At 70.8% G+C, this 19,870-nt stretch carries 22 protein-coding genes; 10 read left to right on the plus strand and 12 right to left on the minus strand.

Going from position 1 to position 19,870, the window contains the following annotated elements:
- The 4 genes from AB0367_RS30405 to rfbA form a co-directional block, all read right to left on the minus strand.
- The gene (locus tag AB0367_RS30405) at positions 1 to 213 is read right to left on the minus strand and encodes a hypothetical protein (protein WP_366229905.1); all 213 of its coding nucleotides are present in this window, start codon (positions 211 to 213) and stop codon (positions 1 to 3) included.
- 61 nt (positions 214 to 274) lie between these two features.
- Entirely contained in the window at positions 275 to 1,633 is a 1,359-nt protein-coding gene (gene pafA, locus AB0367_RS30410; RefSeq protein ID WP_366229906.1) for a Pup--protein ligase, read from the minus strand.
- Positions 1,634 to 1,668: 35 nt separating this feature from the next.
- Positions 1,669 to 2,268, minus strand: a complete 600-nt coding sequence (locus AB0367_RS30415) for a dTDP-4-dehydrorhamnose 3,5-epimerase family protein (RefSeq protein ID WP_366229907.1) — start codon at positions 2,266 to 2,268, stop codon at positions 1,669 to 1,671.
- A 57-nt stretch (positions 2,269 to 2,325) separates the two neighbouring features.
- Positions 2,326 to 3,195 (minus strand): glucose-1-phosphate thymidylyltransferase RfbA, encoded by an 870-nt coding sequence (rfbA, locus tag AB0367_RS30420; protein WP_366229908.1) that lies wholly within the window; start codon positions 3,193 to 3,195, stop codon positions 2,326 to 2,328.
- A 73-nt stretch (positions 3,196 to 3,268) separates the two neighbouring features.
- Between rfbA and rfbB the strand changes: the two genes are divergently transcribed.
- Genes rfbB through AB0367_RS30440 form a run of 4 tightly spaced genes read left to right on the plus strand, consistent with a single transcriptional unit; the run spans position 3,269 to position 6,198 of the window.
- A complete protein-coding gene (gene rfbB, locus AB0367_RS30425) occupies positions 3,269 to 4,261 on the plus strand; it encodes a dTDP-glucose 4,6-dehydratase (protein WP_366229909.1) in 993 nt (330 codons plus the stop codon).
- Positions 4,258 to 5,130, plus strand: coding sequence for a dTDP-4-dehydrorhamnose reductase (gene rfbD / locus AB0367_RS30430; protein ID WP_366229910.1), 873 nt, complete (start codon positions 4,258 to 4,260; stop codon positions 5,128 to 5,130). The genes rfbB and rfbD overlap by 4 nt, the downstream gene beginning before the upstream one ends.
- On the plus strand, positions 5,127 to 5,510 hold the full coding sequence (locus AB0367_RS30435) for a DUF2304 domain-containing protein (protein ID WP_366229911.1): 384 nt from the start codon (positions 5,127 to 5,129) through the stop codon (positions 5,508 to 5,510). Before rfbD ends, AB0367_RS30435 begins: the two co-directional genes overlap by 4 nt.
- Positions 5,497 to 6,198, plus strand: a complete 702-nt coding sequence (locus tag AB0367_RS30440) for a glycosyltransferase family 2 protein (protein ID WP_366229912.1) — start codon at positions 5,497 to 5,499, stop codon at positions 6,196 to 6,198. The genes AB0367_RS30435 and AB0367_RS30440 overlap by 14 nt, the downstream gene beginning before the upstream one ends.
- A gap of 75 nt (positions 6,199 to 6,273) precedes the next feature.
- On the opposite strand, the gene prcA is transcribed toward AB0367_RS30440, so the two are convergent.
- From prcA to arc, 5 genes are all read right to left on the minus strand, one after another.
- Positions 6,274 to 7,107 carry a proteasome subunit alpha gene (gene prcA / locus AB0367_RS30445; protein ID WP_366229913.1) on the minus strand — a complete coding sequence of 278 codons (834 nt, stop codon included), beginning with the start codon at positions 7,105 to 7,107 and terminating at the stop codon, positions 6,274 to 6,276.
- A 40-nt stretch (positions 7,108 to 7,147) separates the two neighbouring features.
- The gene (prcB, locus tag AB0367_RS30450) at positions 7,148 to 7,987 is read right to left on the minus strand and encodes a proteasome subunit beta (RefSeq protein WP_366229914.1); all 840 of its coding nucleotides are present in this window, start codon (positions 7,985 to 7,987) and stop codon (positions 7,148 to 7,150) included.
- Between the two features lie 144 nt (positions 7,988 to 8,131).
- Positions 8,132 to 8,347 carry a ubiquitin-like protein Pup gene (locus AB0367_RS30455; RefSeq protein WP_345129507.1) on the minus strand — a complete coding sequence of 72 codons (216 nt, stop codon included), beginning with the start codon at positions 8,345 to 8,347 and terminating at the stop codon, positions 8,132 to 8,134.
- Positions 8,348 to 8,417: 70 nt separating this feature from the next.
- The gene (gene dop / locus AB0367_RS30460) at positions 8,418 to 9,935 is read right to left on the minus strand and encodes a depupylase/deamidase Dop (protein ID WP_366229915.1); all 1,518 of its coding nucleotides are present in this window, start codon (positions 9,933 to 9,935) and stop codon (positions 8,418 to 8,420) included.
- 214 nt (positions 9,936 to 10,149) lie between these two features.
- Positions 10,150 to 11,916, minus strand: a complete 1,767-nt coding sequence (gene arc, locus AB0367_RS30465; protein ID WP_366229916.1) for a proteasome ATPase — start codon at positions 11,914 to 11,916, stop codon at positions 10,150 to 10,152.
- Positions 11,917 to 12,125: 209 nt separating this feature from the next.
- Between arc and AB0367_RS30470 the strand changes: the two genes are divergently transcribed.
- Complete coding sequence (locus AB0367_RS30470; RefSeq protein WP_366229962.1) at positions 12,126 to 12,413, plus strand: ferredoxin; 288 nt, start codon at positions 12,126 to 12,128, stop codon at positions 12,411 to 12,413.
- A gap of 1 nt (position 12,414) precedes the next feature.
- Here AB0367_RS30470 and AB0367_RS30475 read toward each other — a convergent pair whose 3' ends face one another.
- Genes AB0367_RS30475 through AB0367_RS30485 form a run of 3 tightly spaced genes read right to left on the minus strand, consistent with a single transcriptional unit; the run spans position 12,415 to position 15,117 of the window.
- The gene (locus tag AB0367_RS30475; RefSeq protein ID WP_366229917.1) at positions 12,415 to 12,984 is read right to left on the minus strand and encodes a hypothetical protein; all 570 of its coding nucleotides are present in this window, start codon (positions 12,982 to 12,984) and stop codon (positions 12,415 to 12,417) included.
- The gene (locus AB0367_RS30480) at positions 12,962 to 13,912 is read right to left on the minus strand and encodes a tRNA (adenine-N1)-methyltransferase (RefSeq protein ID WP_366229918.1); all 951 of its coding nucleotides are present in this window, start codon (positions 13,910 to 13,912) and stop codon (positions 12,962 to 12,964) included. The genes AB0367_RS30475 and AB0367_RS30480 overlap by 23 nt, the downstream gene beginning before the upstream one ends.
- Positions 13,909 to 15,117 carry a site-2 protease family protein gene (locus AB0367_RS30485; RefSeq protein WP_366229919.1) on the minus strand — a complete coding sequence of 403 codons (1,209 nt, stop codon included), beginning with the start codon at positions 15,115 to 15,117 and terminating at the stop codon, positions 13,909 to 13,911. Before AB0367_RS30485 ends, AB0367_RS30480 begins: the two co-directional genes overlap by 4 nt.
- Before the next feature lie 70 nt (positions 15,118 to 15,187).
- Here AB0367_RS30485 and AB0367_RS30490 point away from each other — a divergent pair, with 70 nt between their 5' ends.
- The 5 genes from AB0367_RS30490 (at position 15,188) to AB0367_RS30510 (ending at position 19,841) form a co-directional block, all read left to right on the plus strand.
- The gene (locus AB0367_RS30490; protein ID WP_366229920.1) at positions 15,188 to 16,045 is read left to right on the plus strand and encodes a RecB family exonuclease; all 858 of its coding nucleotides are present in this window, start codon (positions 15,188 to 15,190) and stop codon (positions 16,043 to 16,045) included.
- A 533-nt stretch (positions 16,046 to 16,578) separates the two neighbouring features.
- Complete coding sequence (locus tag AB0367_RS30495) at positions 16,579 to 17,274, plus strand: hypothetical protein (protein WP_366229921.1); 696 nt, start codon at positions 16,579 to 16,581, stop codon at positions 17,272 to 17,274.
- Entirely contained in the window at positions 17,271 to 17,627 is a 357-nt protein-coding gene (locus AB0367_RS30500) for a transcriptional regulator (protein ID WP_366229922.1), read from the plus strand. Before AB0367_RS30495 ends, AB0367_RS30500 begins: the two co-directional genes overlap by 4 nt.
- Before the next feature lie 334 nt (positions 17,628 to 17,961).
- Positions 17,962 to 19,170, plus strand: a complete 1,209-nt coding sequence (locus tag AB0367_RS30505; RefSeq protein WP_366229923.1) for a sensor histidine kinase — start codon at positions 17,962 to 17,964, stop codon at positions 19,168 to 19,170.
- Positions 19,167 to 19,841 carry a response regulator transcription factor gene (locus AB0367_RS30510; protein WP_366229924.1) on the plus strand — a complete coding sequence of 225 codons (675 nt, stop codon included), beginning with the start codon at positions 19,167 to 19,169 and terminating at the stop codon, positions 19,839 to 19,841. The genes AB0367_RS30505 and AB0367_RS30510 overlap by 4 nt, the downstream gene beginning before the upstream one ends.
- The last annotated feature ends 29 nt before the right edge of the window (positions 19,842 to 19,870 follow it).

The raw sequence follows: 19,870 nt of genomic DNA on the forward strand, positions 1-19,870 counted from the left end.
TCACGCGTAGATGACGATCAGCGCGAAGAACGCGATGATGAGGACGAGCACGAGGGCGAGCAGCCAGGTCGGGTATTTCGGGCCCTCGGTCCGGTTGCGCTCGATCTCCTCGCGGATGCGCTGCAGCCGGCGGCCCTGCCGGCTCTTGGCCGGCCGGTCCGGGTTGAAGTCGGCGTTGAGCTTCGGGGGCAGCTGGCCCGGTATGTCATCCATAGCGCGGGCCAGCGTAACCCCGTCGGCCTCCTCCGTCACACACCGCGTGTGACGACCCGGCTCACATACTGGCGATGAGCCGGTCGACCCGCTCGTCGTAGGCGCGGAACGGGTCCTTGCACAGCACGGTGCGCTGCGCCTGGTCGTTGAGCTTCAGATGCACCCAGTCGACGGTGAAGTCGCGGCGGCGCTCCTGGGCGTGGCGGATGAACTCGCCCCGCAGCCGGGCCCGGGTGGTCTGCGGCGGGGTCTCCTTGGCCTCGAAGATCTCCAGGTCGGTGGCAACCCGGTCCACCGCCCCGCGCTTCTCCAGCAGCCCGTAAAGGCCCCGGCCGCGGCGCAGGTCGTGGTAGGCGAGATCCATCTGCGCGACCCGCGGGTGCGACAGCGGCAGGTCGTGCTTGGCCTGATACCGCTCGATGAGGCCGAGCTTGGTCACCCAGTCGACCTCGCGCTCGACGTCCTTGTGGTTGCCGGTCTCGACCGCGCCCAGCACCCGGCCCCACAGGTCCATGACCCGCTTCGTCGGCGCGTCGGAGCCGCGGCGGTCCAGGAACTCGGTGGCCTTGTCGAAATACTCCTGCTGGATCTCCAGCGCCGAGATCTCCTTGCCGCTGGCCAGGCGCACCCGCCGCCGGCCGGTGATGTCGTGCGACACCTCCCGGATGGCGCGGATCGGGTTTTCCAGCGACAGGTCGCGCATCGCGACGCCGGCCTCGATCATCCGCAGCACGATGTCGGCGGTGCCGACCTTGAGCAGGGTGGTGACCTCGTTCATGTTCGAGTCGCCGACGATGACGTGCAGGCGTCGGTAGCGCTCGGCGTCGGCGTGCGGCTCGTCGCGGGTGTTGATGATCGGCCGGGACCGGGTGGTCGCCGACGAGACGCCCTCCCAGATGTGCTCGGCGCGCTGCGAGAGGCAGTAGACGGCGCCGCGCGGGGTCTGCAGCACCTTGCCGGCGCCGCAGATGAGCTGGCGGGTGACCAGGAACGGGATCAGGATGTCGGCCAGGCGGCCGAACTCGCCGTGCCGGCTGACCAGGTAGTTCTCGTGGCACCCGTAGGAGTTGCCGGCGGAGTCGGTGTTGTTCTTGAACAGGTAGATCTCGCCCGCGATCCCCTCGTCGTGCAGGCGGCGCTCGGCGTCGACCAGCAGTCCTTCGAGGATCCGCTCGCCGGCCCGGTCGTGGACGACCAGGTCGGGCACCGAGTCGCACTCGGGCGTGGCGTATTCCGGGTGGGAGCCCACATCCAGGTAGAGGCGCGCGCCGTTGCGCAGGAAGACGTTGCTGGAACGGCCCCACGACACGACGCGCCGGAACAGATAGCGGGCGACCTCGTCCGGGGACAGGCGGCGCTGCCCCCGGTAGGTGCACGTGACCCCGTATTCGGTCTCAAGGCCGAAAATTCGCCGGTCCATGTACAGACATTAGCCGCCGCGGACCGGATTCGAACCTATTGGGACCGCAGACTTTCGGTATAGCCCTGACAGGTGGCGTAGTCGGGCAGACGGCCCGCGTCGCGCAGCTGCGCCAGCGTGGGCGCCGCCGCGTCACGCGCCGACAGCGTCGGGTCGGCGGCCGGCCAGGCGATGGCGAGGTCCGGGTCCAGCGGGTGAACGCCGTGCTCACCCGTCGGGTTGTACGTCTCGGAGCACATGTACGTAAGGGTGGCGTCGTCGCTGAGGGCGCAGAAGCCGTGGCCGAGGCCCTCCGAGAGGTACACCGCCCGCCGGTCGACGTCGTCGAGCTGGACGCCCTCCCAGCGGCCGAACGTCGGGGATCCGACGCGCAGGTCCACGACGACGTCGAGCACGGCGCCCCGGGTGCAGGTGACGTACTTGGCCTGCCCCGGCGGGACGTCGGCGAAGTGGATGCCGCGCACGACCCCGCGCGCGGAGACCGAGAGGTTGCCCTGCGCCAGGCGCAGCGGGTGGCCGACCTCGGCGGCCAGGTGGTCGAAGCGGTAGAACTCCGTGAACAGGCCGCGGGGGTCCCCGTGCAGCACGGGGGCGATCTCCCAGGCGCCGCCGATCGAGAGCGGTCGGATCTTCACGTGCTGCTCCGTAGCGTGTCGGTCGTCATGTGCGGGTGCGATTCTGCGGCTCGTGCGTCAATTCGTCCACTCCAGCAGCTGCAGCAGATATTCGCCGTACCCACTCTTGCGCAGCGGTTCGGCGAGTTCCCGCAGCCGCTGGTCGTCGATGAGGCCGGCCCGCCAGCACGCCTCCTCCACGCAACCGATCTTGAGGCCCTGGCGCTCCTCGATCACGCGGACGAACTCGGCGGCCTGCACCATCGTGTTGAACGTACCCGTGTCCAGCCACGCCGTGCCGCGATCCAGCACGACCACGTGCAGTTCGTCGCGCTCCAGGTAGGCGGCGTTGACGGCGGTGATCTCCAGCTCGCCGCGGTCGCTGGGCTTGAGGTCGCGGGCGATGCGCACCACGCGGTTGTCGTAGAAGTACAGACCGGGGACCGCGTAGCGGGACTTCGGCCGGTCCGGCTTCTCCTCGATGGAGAGCACCCGCCCGTCGGGGGCGAACTCGACGACACCGTAGTCCTGCGGGTTGGCCACCGGGTAGGCGAAGACCCGCCCGCCCTCGAGAACGGCGTTGTCCGACAGGCGCTGGCCGAGCGCTGCGCCGTGGAAGATGTTGTCGCCGAGCACCAGCGCGACGGTGTCGTCGCCGATGAAGTCCGCGCCGATGATGAATGCCTGGGCCAGGCCCTCGGGCCGCGGTTGCGCCGCGTAACTGATCACGAGGCCCCACTGGGAGCCGTCGCCCAGCAGGCGGCGGAAGGACTCCTGATCCTCGGGGGTGGTGATCACCAGGATCTCGCGGATGCCCGCCATCACCAGCGTGGTGAGCGGATAATAGATCATCGGCTTGTCGAAGACCGGCATGAGCTGCTTCGATACGGCCTTGGTCAGGGGCCACAGACGCGAGCCGGTCCCACCGGCGAGGATGATGCCACGCACTCGGACACCCTACGATCCGTACAGTGCCGGGGTCGACCCGGCCGCGACCGGTTTGGACTAAACTCCCGAAGCCGTGAGAATCCTCGTCACCGGCGGCGCCGGTTTCATCGGCTCCCATTACGTTCGCACCCTGCTCAGCGGCGGCTACCCCGCGTATGCCGGCGCTGCGGTGACCGTCCTCGACAAACTCACCTACTCGGGGAACCGGGCAAACCTCGACCCCGTGGCCGGCGATCCGGCATTGACCTTCGTGGAGGGCGACATCTGCGACGCCGGCCTCGTCGGCGAGCTCATGGCGGGCCACGACGCGGTGGTGCACTTCGCCGCGGAGTCGCACGTCGACCGCTCGATCCTGGGCGCCGGCCCGTTCGTGACGACCAACGTGCTGGGCACCCAGGTGCTGCTCGACGCGGCCCGCGCGGCCGGGGTCGGGCGCTTCCTGCACGTCTCGACCGACGAGGTGTACGGCTCGATCCAGGAGGGGTCCTGGACCGAGGAGTGGCCGCTGTCGCCGAACTCGCCGTACTCGGCCTCCAAGGCCGGCTCCGACCTGCTGGCGCTGGCCTACCACCGCACCCACGGCATGGAGGTGGTGGTGACCCGCTGCTCGAACAACTACGGCCACTACCAGTTCCCCGAGAAGGTGATTCCGCTCTTCGTCACCAACCTGATCGACGGCGCGCAGGTGCCGCTGTACGGCGACGGGGGCAACATCCGCGACTGGCTGCACGTGTCCGACCACTGCGCCGGCATCCAGCTCGCCCTGGAGAAGGGGCGCGCCGGCGAGGTCTACAACATCGGCGGCGGGCGCGAGCTGACCAACCGCGAGCTGACCGAGGCCCTGCTCGCGGCGACCGGGCGCGACTGGGAGTCCGCGGTGCGCTACGTCGAGGACCGCAAGGGCCACGACCGGCGGTATTCGCTGTGCGTCGACAAGATCAGCAATGAGCTCGGCTACACCCCGCAGGTGACCTTCGAGCAGGGCATCGCCGAGACGGTGGCCTGGTACCAGGGCAACCGGGCCTGGTGGGAGCCGCTCAAGGCGCGGGCGGCGCTGGGCTCATGACCCGCTTCCTGGTCACCGGGGCCGGCGGGATGCTCGGCCACGACCTGCTGGCCGTGCTCGGCGGGCGGGACGTCACCGCCGCGTCGAGGGCCGAACTGGACATCACCGACGCGGCGAAGGTCCGCGACCTGGTCGAGGGCCACGACGTGGTCCTCAACGCCGCCGCCTGGACCGACGTCGACGGCGCGGAGTCGCACGAAGCCGCGGCGACCGCCGTCAACGGTGCCGCGGTCGCCGCGCTCGCCGCCGCCTGCGCGGCGACGGGCGCGCGCCTGCTGCACGTCTCCACCGACTACGTCTTCGCCGGCGACGCGACCGAACCCTACGCCGAGGACGCGCCGACGGCGCCGCTGAACGCCTACGGGCGCAGCAAGCTCGCCGGCGAGCGGGCGGTCCTGGACACGCTGCCGGAGACCGGCTACGTGGTGCGCACCGCGTGGCTGTACGGCGCCACCGGCAAGAACTTCGTGCGCACGATGCTGCGCCTGGCCGCCGAGCGCGACTTCGTCGAGGTGGTCGACGACCAGGTCGGGCAGCCCACGTGGTCGCGCGACCTGGCCGGGCAGCTGGTCCGCCTCGCCGAGAGCGGCGCGCCGGCCGGGGTCTACCACGGCACCGCCTCGGGCCGGACCTCGTGGCACGGCCTGGCCGAGGCGGTCTTCGCCGAGGCCGGGCACGACCCCGCGCGGGTCCGGCGCACCACCAGCGCCGCGTACACGCGCCCGGCGCCCCGCCCGTCCTTCAGCGTGCTGGGGCACGACCGCTGGACGGCCGCCGGACTCGCGCCGATGCGCCCATGGCGTAGCATGCTCGCCGCAGCGCTCGCCGACCCGCAGTTCGCCACTGGAGCAGAAGGGGGCCCGCGTTGAAGCTCACCATCGTCACCGGTCTGACCGCGCTGGCCGTCCTCGCGTTCATGGTCGAGCTGCTGCGCCGCCGCCAGCTGCAGGAGAAGTACGCGATGCTCTGGCTCGCGGTCAGCATCCTGATCGTGCCGATGGCGTTCTTCCCGTTCATCACCGACAACGTCGCGAAGCTGCTCGGCATCGCCTCCGGCGTGAGTCTGGTGCTGTTCCTCGGCATCGTCTTCCTGCTGCTCGTGACCGTCCACCTGAGCTGGGAGGTCAGCCGGCTCGAGGAGGAGACCCGCACGCTGGCCGAGGACCTGGCGCTGCTGCGCAGCGAGCTGGGCCACCCCCGCCCGCAGGACCTTTCGGCCAGTGAGGTGGTCCCGGATGATCAACGGTAAGCGCGTCCTGATCATCATCCCGGCCTGGAACGAGGCCGGGTCGATCGCCGACGTCGTGCGCGAGGTGCACGGCGAGCTGCCGGTGGTGGACATCATCGTGGTCGACGACGGCTCGACCGACGACACCGCCGTGCGGGCCGCCGCGGCCGGCGCGATCGTCGCCCGGCTGCCGTTCAACCTCGGCGTCGGCGGCGCGATGCGCACCGGCTACCGCTACGCCCGCGACCACGGCTACGACGTGGCCATCCAGGTCGACGCGGACGGCCAGCACGACCCGCGGTACATTCCGAAGCTCGTCGACGCGCTCGACGAGCACGACCTGGTCATCGGCGCCCGGTTCGCGGGCGAGGGCGGCTACAGCGTCAAGGGCCCGCGCAAGTGGGCGATGAAGATGCTCTCGGCGGTGCTGTCGAGGCTGTCGAGGACGCGGCTGACCGACACGACGTCGGGCCACCGGGCGTGCAACCGGCGCCTGATCGAGTTCTTCGCGCACTGGTATCCGGCCGAATACCTCGGCGACACGATCGAGGTCCTGGTCCGGCTGGCCCGCAACGGCTACAAGCTCACCCAGATCCCTGTCGCGATGCGCCCCCGGATGGCCGGCACGCCGAGCAACTCCCCCGTGAAGTCCACGATCTACCTGGGTCGCGCGTTCGTCGTGCTGCTGCTGGCGATCATCCGCGCCTGACCGCGGGACGGCGAAAAGGGCCGGGTCGCCCGAAGGCGGCCCGGCCCTTCGCGTCTCGGCGACCGGCTATCCGGACTACTCGGCGTCCGGCTTCGGCGCCTCGGCGGGCTCGGCCGGGCCGGAGGCGTTGTCGGCCGGGGTGCCCGGCGAGGCCGGCGGCTGGGGCTTGTCCTCCAGCCCGCCCTCCACGTCGGTGCTCTTCGCCGCCGACGTGTCCTCGAGGATCGCGGTCAGCGCCAGGCCGGTGAGGCGGCGGAACGTGCGGCCGGGGCGGTTGCGGTCCAGGACCGCGACCTCCAGCTGGTTGGCCGCCAGCTTGCGCGGCTGGCCGCCCTCGCCGCCGACGCTGCCCAGACCCTCGACCGCCAGCTTCAGGGCCTCAGCGAGCGTCTGGTCGGGCCGCAAGCGGGATTTCACGGCACCGGAGATGGTGTCGGACTGCCCGCCCATGGTGACGAGGCCAGGCTCGTCCTGCACCGAGCCGTCGTAGGTGATCCGGTACAGCTCGTCCTCGGCCGCGGTGGCGCCGGCCTCGGCGACGCAGATCTCCACCTCATACGGCTTCTGCTCCTGGGTGAAGATCGCGCCCAGGGTGCGCGCGTAGGCGTTGGCGATCTGCCGGCCGGTCACGTCGGAGCGGCCGTAGGAATACCCGTGCAGGTCGGCGAGGCGCACGCCGGCGGAGCGCAGGTTCTCGAACTCGGGATAGCGGCCGACGGCGGCGAAGCCGATCCGGTCGTAGATCTCGCTGACCTTGTGCAGCGCGGTCGACAGGTTCTCGGCGACGAAGAGCACGCCGCCCTCGTAGCTGAGCACCACGACACTGCGACCACGGGCGATGCCCTTGCGCGCGTATTCCGAGCGGTCCCGCATGATCTGCTCGGGCGAGGCGTAGAACTGCATGGCCACGGTGGCGAGTTCTCCTTCTGCTGGTGGGAGGGCTAAGGACTCAGAAGCCGGGGTTCTCGGCGCGCTCGGCGATGATCTGCTCGGCGACGGCGCGGGTCTCGTCGTCGCTGAACCGGCGGGTGCCCTCGGCGGTCGCGGTCATGATGACCGGGAAGATTCCCCGCAGCAGGTCGGGCCCGCCGGTCGCCGTGTCGTCGTCGGCGGCGTCGTAGAGCGCCTCGATGGCGAGCTTCACGGCCTCCTCGGTCGTCACGCCGGGGCGATACCGCTTCTTGAGCGACGACTTGGCGAACAGCGAGCCGGAGCCGATGGAGTCGTAGCCGCGCTCCTCGTAGACGCCGCCGGCGACGTCGAAGCTGAAGATGCGCCCGGCCTTGTCGACGCTCTTGGCGTCCAGGTCGAAGCCCGCGAACAGCGGCACGACGGCGAGGCCCTGCATCGCGGCGCCGAGGTTGTTGCGGACCATGCTGGCCAGGCGGTTGGCCTTGCCCTCCAGCGAGAGCATGCTGCTCTCGATCTTCTCGTAGTGCTCCAGCTCGACCTGGAACAGGCGCATCATCTCCAGGCCGAAGCCCGCGGTGCCGGCCATGCCGACCAGCGAATACGCGTCGGCGGCGAAGACCTTCTCGATGTCGCGCTGGGCGATGAGGTTGCCCATGGTGGCGCGCCGGTCGCCGCCCATGAGCACGCCGTCGGAGCAGGTGATCGCCACGATGGTGGTGGCGTGCGCGCTCACGTCGGCGGCCATCCCCGGCGGCAACGGCCGCCGTCCGGGAAGCATCTCGGGCGCCACCGCGGAGAGGAACTCGCTGAACGACGAGGTCCCGGCGGCGTGATACGCGGCGGGCAGGCGCCCTGAGTGGTCAAGACCCGTCGGCAACGGAGCTCCTCTCGATGGAGTGATCGACTGTGGTGGGCCAACAATACGCCGCCGAGAGGCTCACAAGCGGCGCGCCACAACGCTGTGGGCGAACAAGCGCCGCCCGCCCGGGTTCACCGGACGGGCGGGCTGGCGAAACGGCGGCTACTCGCCGCCCTTCTGCACGTATCCGCGGACGAACTCTTCGGCGTTCTCCTCGAGCACGGAGTCGATCTCGTCGAGGAGGTCGTCGACATCCTCGCCGAGCTGCTCGACCCGCTCGGCCGTCTCCGGGTTGACCTCGGGCGCGGCGACGTCCTCTTCCTCGTCACGCCGAGACTTGCCGGACTGGGACTGCCCGCCCGTATCCCTCGTAGCCATGCCTCATCCTCCTCGGGGGGACCACCGGATCATCCCCGCGTGCGCGGGGACCACGGATCGCTGTCCAAGGCTACCCGGAAGTGATCGCCTCCAGCAGATCCTTCGCGCTCGGGCACTTGTCGAACAGCGCGCCGACGTGTTTCTTCGTCCCTCGTTCGGGCTCCATCATCGGCACCCGCACGAGCGATTCGCGGCCCACGTCGAAGATGACCGAGTCCCAGCTGGCCGCCACCACCTCGTCGGGGTACTTGGCCAGGCAACGGCCGCGGAAGTAGGCGCGGGTGTCGTCCGGCGGCTCGACGATCGCGCGCTGGACCTCCTCCTCGGCGAACAGCGTCGCCATCGAGCCGCGGGCCACCAGCCGGTGGTAGAGCCCCTTCTCGGGCCGTACGTCGGAATACTGCAGGTCGACGAGCTGCAGCTTGTGCGACGACCAGCCCAGCGACTCCCGCTCCCGGTAGCCCTCCAGCAACCGCAGCTTGGCCACCCAGTCCAGCTCGCCCGCGCAGAGCATCGGGTCGCGCCCGAGCTTGTCCAGGGCGTCCTCCCACCGGTCGAGCACGTCGAGGGTGATCTCGTCGGTGCCGGCGCCCTGCCGCTCCTCGACGAAGACCCGGGCCCGCTCGTAGAACGCCCACTGGATGTCCAGCGCGGTGAGCCGCCGGCCGTCGCGCATGCGGATCAGATGCTTGAGCGACGGGTCGTGGCTGACCGCCTTGAGCTCGGTGACCGGGTCAGCGATGCCCAGGTCGGCCGCGAGCGCCTTCTCCTCGATCATCGCCAGGATGAGGGAGGTGGTGCCGACCTTCAGGTACGTCGAGATCTCCGACAGGTTGGCGTCGCCGATGATGACGTGCAGCCGCCGGTACTTGTCCGCGTCGGCGTGCGGCTCGTCCCGTGTGTTGATGATGGGACGCTTGAGGGTGGTCTCCAGCCCGACCTCGACCTCGAAGAAGTCGGCGCGCTGGGAGAGCTGGAAGCCCGGACCGGAGCCGTCCTGGCCGATGCCGACCCGCCCGGCGCCGCAGACGATCTGCCGGGTGACGAAGAACGGGGTGAGGTGCATGACGATGTCGGCGAACGGGGTCTGCCGGCGCATCAGGTAGTTCTCGTGCGTGCCGTAGCTGGCGCCCTTGTTGTCCGTATTGTTCTTGTACAGATGGATCGGCAGCGTGCCGGGGATCGTGGCGGCACGCCGGGCGGCCTCGGCCATCACCCGCTCACCGGCCTTGTCCCACAGCACCACGTCGCGCGGGTTGGTGACCTCGGGCGTCGAGTACTCCGGGTGGGCGTGGTCGACGTAGAGCCGGGCTCCGTTGGTCAGTATCACGTTGGCCAGCCCGAGGTCCTCGTCCGCGAGCGCCTCGGCCGGGTCGTACAGCGCACCGGAGTAGGTGAAGCCGCGGGCGTCGCGCAGCGGCGACTCCTCCTCGTAGTCCCACCTGGCCCGGCCGCCCTTGGTGAGCTCGGGCCGTGCCCCATACGCGTTGACCACCTGGGAGGACGTGACCATCGGATTCGCACCCGGCTGGCCGGGCACGGACACGCCGTACTCGACCTCGGTGCCCATCACGCGCCGCACACTCATGACACAACCCTAGTCGTACGAACCGCCACCCGGCCCACACCGCGCGGGCAGTTTCTCGCCTGGTGCGCGCTTCGCGCGGGCGCGTCCGGGGTTCCCAGCGCTTCGCGCGGCCCGCAAGGCTCGGATTCTGGGCGGGTGACTCCCCCGGCGGACAGGCCGGAAAGCATGAGCGGGCGGTGACCGGTTGGTCGCCGCCCGCTCATACGCTGGTCGCTTACAGATACTGGCCGGTGTTGGTGGCGGTCTCTATCGACCGGCCGGCCTCGGCGCCCTTGCCGCCGGAGACGAGCGTGCGGATGTACACGATCCGCTCGCCCTTCTTGCCGGAGATGCGGGCCCAGTCGTCGGGGTTGGTGGTGTTGGGCAGGTCCTCGTTCTCGCGGAACTCATCGACGCACGAGTCGAGCAGGTGCTGCAGGCGCACACCCTTCTGGCCGCTGCTGAGGAAGTCCTTGATCGCCATCTTCTTCGCCCGGTCGACGATGTTCTGGATCATCGCGCCCGAGTTGAAGTCCTTGAAGTACAGGACCTCCTTGTCGCCGTTGGCGTAGGTCACCTCGAGGAAGCGGTTCTCCTCGGTCTCGGAATACATCCGCAGCACGACCGCGTCGATCATGGCCGCGACCGTCGCGTCGGGCGAGTCGCCGTGTTCGGCGACGTCGTCGCGGTGCAGCGGCACGTCGGTCAGGATGTACTTCGAGAAGATGTCCTTGGCCGCCTCGGCGTCCGGCCGCTCGATCTTGATCTTCACGTCGAGCCGGCCCGGGCGCAGGATCGCCGGGTCGATCATGTCTTCCCGGTTGGACGCGCCTATGACGATGACGTTCTCCAGCCCCTCCACGCCGTCAATCTCGCTGAGCAGCTGCGGGACGATCGTGTTCTCCACGTCGGAGGAGACGCCGGAGCCGCGGGTGCGGAACACGGAGTCCATCTCGTCGAAGAACACGATGACCGGCGTGCCCTCGCTGGCCTTCTCACGGGCCCGCTGGAAGATCAGCCGGATGTGCCGCTCGGTCTCGCCGACATACTTGTTGAGCAGCTCCGGACCCTTGATGTTGAGGAAGTAGCTGGTCCGCTTCTCCTCACCACGCGCCTCGGCGATCTTCTTCGCCAGCGAGTTGGCCACCGCCTTGGCGATGAGGGTCTTGCCACACCCGGGCGGGCCATAGAGCAATACGCCCTTGGGCGGGCGCAGCTTGTGCTCTCGGAACAGGTCGGCGTGCAGGAAGGGCAGCTCCACGGCGTCGCGGATCTGCTCGATCTGCGGAGACAGGCCACCGATGTCGGCGTAGTCGACGTCGGGCACCTCCTCCAGGACCAGCTCCTCGACCTCGCTCTTCGGGATGCGCTCATACGCATACGCCGAGCGCGGCTCGATCATGAGCGAGTCGCCGGCGCGCAGCGGCGCGTCGGCGAGCGTGTGCGCCAGGTGGACGATCCGTTCCTCGTCGGCGTGCGAGATGACGAGAGCGCGGTCGCCGCCCTCGAGGACCTCCTTCAACATGACGACCTCGCCGGCCCGCTCGAACCCGAGCGCGTCGACGATGTTGAGGGCGTCGTTGAGCAGGACCTCCTGGCCTCGGCGCAGCTCCTCGGTCTCGATCGCCGGGGAGACTGCCACACGCAGCTTGCGCCCTCCTGTGAAGACGTCGACAGTGCCGTCGTCGTGGAGGGCGAGGAAGACGCCGTAACCGCTTGGCGGCTGCGCCAGGCGGTCCACCTCTTCCTTCAGCGTCACGATCTGGGCCCGGGCCTCCTTGAGGGTGGCCACGAGCCGCTCATTGTTTTCGGTCAGCCGGGCAATCTGCGCCTGCGCTGCGGCAAGCCGCTCCTCGAGCTGTCGCACGTGTCGCGGAGTCTCCGTCAGCTTGCGCCGCACCAGGGCGAGTTCCTCCTGAAGAAACGCGACCTGCGTGGAGAGATCGTGGGCGTCCTTCTCCCATCGTGCGGCGCGCGTCTCCGCGTCGTCGCTGCGTGCCACGTCCCACCTCCCCGGGGGCTTTGAACGTTGTGCTCTAACACTAACTGCTCTTCGCCGGTTCGGGCCCCCTCGAACACGCGCGCCATAGGGTGTTTACAAATCCGGGACACCTCCAGCACCCGGTCCGGCACCCCTTCCGGGCCCCTGCGGCGTGTGTCACGGCCCGCTGCACGGTTCGCGGGACGTCGGGTAGCGTCATGGCTGTGAGCGTGGAGACTTCCGAGGACACCCTGCAGGTGTGGGTCGACCAGGACCTGTGCACCGGCGACGGCCTGTGCGTGCAATACGCGCCGGAGGTTTTCGAGTTCGACCTCGACGGTCTGGCTTACGTCAAGGGCCCGGACGGCGAGCTGCGGCTGGCGCCCGGCAGCCGGGTCGATGTGCCCGCCAACCTGCGGCTCGAGGTCATCGACGCGGCCAAGGAGTGCCCCGGCGACTGCATCCACGTGCACCGCCGGTCCGACGACGCGCCAGTCGCCGGCCCCAACGCCGGGTGACCTACAGCATCGGCTTGCCGACCAGTGAGCTGACCAGGCGCGCGAACTCCTCCAGCCGGGCGATCTGACCCGCACCGCCGTCGTCGAGCGTCTTGCCGAAGCGCAGCGCGTCGTGGCGGATCACCGAGCCGGCCTCCTCGGCCGCCACGTTGGCCTCGTCGAGCGACGTGAGCAGCAGATACACGTCCACGCTGTCGACCCGGTGGGTGCCGTTGGGGTTGCGGCTGATCCGCCGCCGGCAGCCGACCTCGGTCACCGCGGACAGGGCCACCACCCGCAGTGACGAGGTCATCGAGCCCGGCGGTGCCTCCTCCGGCGGGATGTCCTCGCCGTGCCAGAGGATCAGCCGGTTGCCGTCGCAGACCACGACCTCCTGCCACACGCCGTTGACCTCGTTGACGAACCGTTCGAGGGTGAAGCCCAGAACGCTCTGACCTCGCAGTACACCGGCCATGGCATCCAACGCGATGTCCGGATCGCGCAGGTATGCCCGGGCCGCCGCCTCGAGGTCCGGATACGGCGACCAGTCGGGAAAGACTGCGGGTAGGTCACTGAAGCTCGGTCGGCTCATGCCCTTCGGCCTCCTCCTCTGCCCGGGCGGCCGCGGCGGCCGCCAACCGCCGAGCCGCATACGCCTCGGCACCCTTGCTCGGCTTGCGCCGGCGCGGCGGTGCGGTCACCCCCGGAGCGAGCTTCCGGGCGCTGACCAGGAACGCCGTGTGCGCGATCATGCGGTGATCGGGCCGCACGGCCAGGCCCTCCACATGCCAGTCGCGCACGAGACTCTCCCACGCTCGAGGCTCGGTGTAGCCACCATCCTCGCGCAAGGCCTCCACCAACTCCGACAACTGGGGCGTTGTCGCCACATATCCGATGAACACCCCGCCGGGGATCAGCGCCCGCGAGACGAGCGGCAGGATCTCCCACGGCGTGAGCATGTCGAGGATTATCCGATCAAAACCGGCGTCCTCACAGCCGGCCACGTCCCCGACCCGCAGCGTCCAGCCCGGCACCGGGCCGCCGAGGAACGCCTCCACGTTGCGCCGGGCGACCTCGGCGAAGTCCTCCCGCATCTCGTAGGAGGTCACGGTCCCCTCGGAGCCGACGGCGCGCAGCAGCGAGCAGGTCAGCGCGCCCGAGCCGGCGCCGGCCTCCAGCACCCGGGCGCCGGGGAAGATGTCGCCCATCGCCACGATCTGGGCCGCGTCCTTGGGGTAGATCACCTGGGCGCCGCGCGGCATGGACAGCACGTAGTCGGACAGCAGCGGGCGCAGTGCCAGGTAGGCGGTGCCGCCGGTGGAGGTGACCACGCTGCCGTCGGGCGCGCCGATGAGCTCGTCGTGGGCGAGCCGCCCGCGGTGGGTGTGGAACTCCTTGCCCGCCTCCAGCACGATGGTGTGCATCCGCCCCTTCGGGTCGGTGAGCTGGACCCGGTCGCCGGGGCGGAAGGGGCCCCTCCGGATGGCGGACGGGGTTTGGACGGGGCTTTCCACGCTCACGTGCTGTTCCTCCGGACGGTCGGCCTGCGCGGCCGCCGGGTCGGGGCCACCAGGGAGACGAGATCGGCGCCGCGCAGGACGCCGTGCACATCCTCCCCGGTGACCACGAGGTAGTCGCCGCCCGGGTCGTCGTTGATCGCCATCAGCAGGTCGGGGCCGCGAAGGTCGCCGGCGAGCACGTGATCGCGGTCGATGCGGCGGGTCACGTCGCCGATCGGCACCCAGGGCCGCCGCTCGGCCGGCACCGCGCGTGCCGAGGCACCGTGCACGAACCCGACCAGGCTACCCCCGCCGTCGACCACGGCCACGACGGGCGCGCGCTCGGCGGCCATCGACGCGATGCGGTCGGCCTCCGACAGCGGTGTGTCGGCGGTCACCGCGACGACCGGCCGGGCCAGCTCGCGGGCGCTGAACGGGGGCAGGCTGGCGGTCGCCTTGGCGTGCCGGATCGCCTGCCCGGCCCCGACCCACATGGTGAGGGCGACGAGCAGGGTGAAGAGGATGCCGAAATACCCGTGCACGAGCCGGAAGTGCCACAGCAGCAGCGCGACCCCGGCGGTCGCCAGCGCCAGCACCCGCCCGGCCCACCCGGCGACCTGCCGCCCGACGTTGGCGTCGCCGCTGAGCTGCCACACCAGCGCCTGTAGCGCCCGCCCGCCGTCCAGCGGCAGCCCCGGCAGCGCGTTGAACAGCGCGACCACGATGTTGGACAGCGCCAGCTGGAACGCGAACGTGGCGGCGATGCCGCCGGGCGGCAGCACCACCGCGGCGCCGGCCGCGACCAGCCCGATCGCCAGCGACACCACCGGACCCGCCAGGGACACGTACAGCTCCACGCCCGGGCGCGGCGCCTCGCGCTCCATCTCGGTGTACCCACCGAGCATCTCCAGCGTGATGCCGCGCACACCGATGCCGCTGCGCCGGCTCGTCACGGCGTGCCCGAGCTCGTGCAGCAGCACCGAGATCAGCAGGCACACGACGAACCCGAACCCGACCGCCAGCCCCGTGGTGAACGAAAGCCCCAACCGGCTCGCCATGTATTGGCCATACGTGAGCGTGATGAGCCCCGCCAGCAGCAGCCACGACGGCGCCAGGTAGATCGGGACGCCGGCCAGCCGGCCCAGCGGGATGCCCGCGCCGCGCTCCCGGGGCTGCGGGCGGGCAGCCGGCGAGGCCGGCGCGGATGCCGTGCGGTGTTCGTCCATCGCACCAGATGCTACGGGCTCGCGGGTTCGAAACACGTTTTCGTCATACCCCCCGTCTAACCTCTTGGGCATGACGGTGCCCGTTACCTCCGCCCTGCCAACCCTGTCGCCGTCGCGCGCCGCGGACTTCAAGACCTGCCCCCTGCTCTACCGCTTCCGCAGCATCGACCGCCTGCCCGAGCGCCCGACCGCCGACCAGGCCCGCGGCACCCTGGTCCACGCCGTGCTCGAGGCGCTCTTCGACGCCCCGGCCGGCGAGCGCACCCCGCAGCACGCCGCCGACCTCGTCGCGCCGCAGTGGCAGCGCCTGGTCGAGCAGGAGCCGGAGCTGGCGGACATCTTCGCCGGCACCCCCCTCACCCCCGACGAGTTCCTGTCCGGCGCCGGCGACCTGCTGTCGGGCTACTTCGCCGTCGAGGACCCCAATCGCCTGGAGCCCTCCGACCGCGAGGCGTATGTCGAGGCCGAGGTCGACGGCCGCCTGGTCATCCGCGGCATCATCGACCGCCTGGACGTCTCCCCCGCCGGCGACCTGCGCGTGGTCGACTACAAGACCGGCGGCGCCCCCCGCGAGGCCTTCGAGGCCCGGGCGATGTTCCAGCTCAAGTTCTACGCTCTGGTCCTGTGGCGCACCCGCGGCGTCGTGCCGAGGGTCCTGCGCCTCATGTATCTGCGCGACCGGGAGGTCTGCGACTTCGCCCCCGACGCCGACGACCTGGCCCGCTTCGAGCGCACCCTGCTCGCCCTGTGGCAGGCCATCGACCTGGCCACCCAGACCCGCGACTTCCGACCCAAGCCGAGCCGCCTGTGCGGCTGGTGCGCCCACCAGGCCCTCTGCCCGGCGTATGACGGCACGCCCCCACCCTTCCCGCAGACCGCCCCGGCCCCGAGCGAGGACCCGGCGGAGCTGGTCGTGGAGCGCGACTGACGGCCCGCATCGCATGCCGTTCCTCCCGTGAGCGCCTGGTCTGGGTCGGTCGCCGCGCAGCCTCATCGAGCCAGACCGGGCGAAACGGCCGGGCCTGGCGGCCCTCCCTGCCATGCCCGCGGTGCCAAGAACCCGCGGCGGCCCCCACCGAGGCCTGCGGCCGCAGCGACCGGGCAGCCACAGAAAATCCGACATATCACGCTTTAGCATGATCATCAGCTGGACCTTCGGCGCTGGCCGCGCCTGCGACGTGCGTCGACCGGGCCGACGCACGTCGCAGGCGGACCTTGCCAGGCTCGGTCGGCACAACATCTCCGCGATCATGCGGCACCCATCGGCCGAGCGCCCGGTTCGTCATGATCACGGAGTGAAACCGCACAAGAACCAGCACGTTCACTCCGGGAGCACGGAAAACCCGCCGAGGCCCGGGCGCAGCCGACATGCTCGACGCCCTCCGTGCTTTGCCGCAACCGGCCACGCGCCAACCAGTATCGCCACTAGCGCCAATTGGTTTGTTGTGGAAACCTGTCTGTATGACTCCCGATGCGGTTCCCGCCGGCGGCGATCCACGCCGGCTGCTGGCTGAGGCGCGCGAGCTCGCGCGCCGGGTCCGTCTTGCCCAGCGGGTGACGTGGCTGCCCCTGCTGGTGCTGGCCCTGGTGACGTTCGGAGCGGTCCCGGTGTACAGCTTCGGCCACCGGGTCGTCAGCGACTGCCGGGCGTTGAGCGACGGTGAGGTGTGCAAGGTCTGGTTCCAGGCCGTGTCGTTCTACTGGTGGGCGGCGCTGGTGCTGGCGTACGTGGTGATCGCCGGCGGATACCTGCGGGTGGCCCGGGCTCGGGGACTGGGCGCCCGGATGCTGCCGTACGTGCTCACCGGCGTCGCGCTCGTCGTCGTGTCCGCTGCCGTCACGGCGGCTTTGCGCCTCCTCGACCCACTGCCGTACCCCGGCGGCCCGTCCGCCTTCGTCGTGTTCCTGTTGCACCTGCTCGATCCGACCGGCGCCATCGGGTTGGCCCTGCTGGTGCTGGCCTGGCTGGAGCGGCGCGTCGCGCTGCTGCTGTTCGCCCTCGGATACCTGGCGGTGGTGCTGCCGCCGCCGATCGCCGCCGGGTGGGGCACCAGCTCCTGGTGGGGACCCTCGACACAGATGGAGATCAGCGGCGGCCTGTTGCTGCTGGGCAGCGCCGGATTCGCGCTGGCGCAACGACTGCGGCGGACCCGGTGAGCGGACCGCTCGACGGCCCGGCGCCGGACGAGACCGAATCCCCGCATCCGGTCACCGGGCTCGACGACGTGGTGCACCAGCGGGTCCGGCTCGGCATCCTCACCATCGCGCACGAGGCCCGCCGGGTGGAGTTCGGCTACCTGCGCACCCAGCTGGGACTGACCGCCGGCAACCTCTCCCAGCACCTCAGCGTCCTGGAGACAGCCGGCCTCATCGAGGTCGAGAAGGGCTACGCCGGCAAACGCGGCCGGACGTGGATCACCCTCACCGCGGCGGGCAACGCGGCGCTCGCCGAAGAGATCGCGCGACTCAAGCAGCTCATCGCCCGCGTCGAGACGACGAACGCGCAGTAGCGAGACGCTCCCCACCCGGCTCTGGCGGCGACCAGCGGCTCCACGCTGCCGGCCGGGCTGAGCGGTGCGCCCGACCCGCAGCGCATCGGCATGTTCGGCACCTCGAAAGGCGGGACCGCGACCATGTGTAAGAAGTGGCTGCCATGACAGCCACTTCGTACACACAACCTGCGTTCCCAGAGATGCCAGCGACGGGCCGCATGGCGCGGGCGGACGCGACACCCGGGTCCGCTGGAGGGTCCTCCTTGCGGAGTCCGGACTCATCCCTGAGGAGGAGAGCGGCTCGGACGCGGCGACGAATGGGGCGCTCCACGCAGCCGATACCGTCGACAGCGTGCGCAGGATCAGGGAGTTGCTCGGCCGGCGGGGACACCCGCTCGCTCAGGACATCGCGTTCGCGATCCTGTTGATGCTGCTCAGCGCCGGGCTCGAGAGCCTGGCGCGCGCCGCGGTCGGGGTCAGCGACCTGCCGACGCAGCTGGTGTACGAGTCGCTGGGGCTGGCGGCGGTCGCGATCCGGCGGCGGTGGCTCTGGGTCGCCGTGCTCTGGACCGGGGTGCACGCCGTCGTGCCGTTCGTGACCGGGCTACGGGTCGTCGAGGGCGGGCTCGGGATCATCGTGCTGACGTACACGGCGGCGGTGTACCTGCCGGTGCGGCGCGGCTTCGCGGCCGCGGCGGTGATGTGGGTGCCGGGGATGGCGCTGGCCCTCGTGCTGGGGCGGCCCGGCGCCACCGCCTTCTACCCCGACGTGAGGGTCTTCGTGGTGTTCAACGCGATGAGCGCGCTGGTGTGCTTCACCGTGGGGCGCACCGTGGCGACGCGCCGGGCGTACATCGCGGCGCTGGAGGATCGGGCCCGCACCGCCGAGACCAGCCAGCGGGCGCAGACGGAGAAGGCCGTGGCCGAGGAGCGCCGGCGCATCGCGCGCGAGCTGCACGACGTGGTCGCGCACCACGTGAGCGTGATGGGCGTGCTGGCGACCGGGTCGCGGCGGATGCTGGCCCGGGACCCGGCCGCGGCCGACGAGGCGCTCGCCACGATCGAGGAGACCGGGCGCACGGCGCTGCGGGAGATGCGGCGGCTGCTCAGCGTGCTGCGGACCGAGGCGGAGCCGGCCGGGGAACTGGCGCCGCAGCCGGGGCTGGCGGGCATCGAGGGGCTGGTGGAGCAGATCCGCGAGGCCGGCCTGCCCGCGGTGCTACGGGTCGACGGCGAGCCGGGGCCGCTGGATCCCGGCGTGTCGCTGACGCTGTACCGCATCGTGCAGGAGGCCCTCACCAACGCGCTCAAGCACGCCGGGGCGGCGAAGGTCGAGGTGCGGCTGACGTTTCGGACCACGGACGTGACGGTCGAGATCTGCGACACCGGGCGCGGGCCGCAGCTGGGCACCGCGGCCGTCGGGCACGGGCTGCTGGGCATGCGCGAGCGCGTGATGCTCTACGGCGGGACCCTGCGCACCGGCCCGCGCCCCGGGGGCGGATACCGTGTGCACGCGAGGATCCCCATCGAGGTGCCGGCAGAGAGGCAGTTGACGAGTTGACCCAGGCGCGTCCCATCCGGCTGCTGCTCGTCGACGATCAGCCCCTGCTGCGCACCGGGTTTCGCATGGTGCTCGGCGGCGAGCCCGACCTCGACATCGTGGCCGAGGCCGGCGACGGGGTCGAGGCCGTGGAACTGGCCCGCCGGCTGCTGCCCGACGTGGTGCTCATGGACATCCGGATGCCGCGCATGGACGGCGTCGCGGCCACCCGCGCGATCGTCGACGCGAAGCTGCCCGTGCGGGTGCTCATCCTGACCACGTTCGACCTGGACGAGTACGTCGTCGGGGCGCTGCGGGCCGGGGCCAGCGGGTTCCTGGCCAAGGACGTGCCCGCCGATGACCTGGTCATCGCGATCCGGACCGTGGCGGCGGGCGAGGCGGTCGTCGCGCCGCGGATTCTCAAGCGGCTGCTGGACAAGTTCGCCGACTCGCTGCCCGATCCCGACGCGGCGCCGCCGCGGGACCTGCGCGTGCTGACCGACCGCGAGCGCGAGGTGCTGGTGCAGCTGGCCAAGGGCCTGTCCAACGCCGAGATCGCCCGGGCGCTGTCGGTGAGCGAGACCACCGTCAAGACCCACGTCGGTCACGTGCTGACGAAGCTGGGGCTGCGCGACCGGGTCCAGGCCGTCGTCCTCGCGTACGAGACAGGACTGGTCCGCCCCGGCTCCTGACTTCGTTCTCGGGGACGAGGGACAGGGTG

This window comes from Dactylosporangium sp. NPDC051484 (genome assembly GCF_040689395.1).
Classification (GTDB): Bacteria; Actinomycetota; Actinomycetes; order Mycobacteriales; family Micromonosporaceae; genus Dactylosporangium.

Coding starts and splice junctions, on each gene's coding strand:
- AB0367_RS30405 (WP_366229905.1), bottom strand. CDS start 213: ATGGATGACATACCGGGCCAGCTGCCCCCGAAGCTCAACGCCGACTTC.
- pafA (WP_366229906.1), bottom strand. CDS start 1,633: ATGGACCGGCGAATTTTCGGCCTTGAGACCGAATACGGGGTCACGTGC.
- rfbD (WP_366229910.1), top strand. CDS start 4,258: ATGACCCGCTTCCTGGTCACCGGGGCCGGCGGGATGCTCGGCCACGAC.
- AB0367_RS30440 (WP_366229912.1), top strand. CDS start 5,497: ATGATCAACGGTAAGCGCGTCCTGATCATCATCCCGGCCTGGAACGAG.
- AB0367_RS30455 (WP_345129507.1), bottom strand. CDS start 8,347: ATGGCTACGAGGGATACGGGCGGGCAGTCCCAGTCCGGCAAGTCTCGG.
- dop (WP_366229915.1), bottom strand. CDS start 9,935: ATGAGTGTGCGGCGCGTGATGGGCACCGAGGTCGAGTACGGCGTGTCC.
- AB0367_RS30475 (WP_366229917.1), bottom strand. CDS start 12,984: ATGAGCCGACCGAGCTTCAGTGACCTACCCGCAGTCTTTCCCGACTGG.
- AB0367_RS30485 (WP_366229919.1), bottom strand. CDS start 15,117: ATGGACGAACACCGCACGGCATCCGCGCCGGCCTCGCCGGCTGCCCGC.
- AB0367_RS30490 (WP_366229920.1), top strand. CDS start 15,188: ATGACGGTGCCCGTTACCTCCGCCCTGCCAACCCTGTCGCCGTCGCGC.
- AB0367_RS30495 (WP_366229921.1), top strand. CDS start 16,579: ATGACTCCCGATGCGGTTCCCGCCGGCGGCGATCCACGCCGGCTGCTG.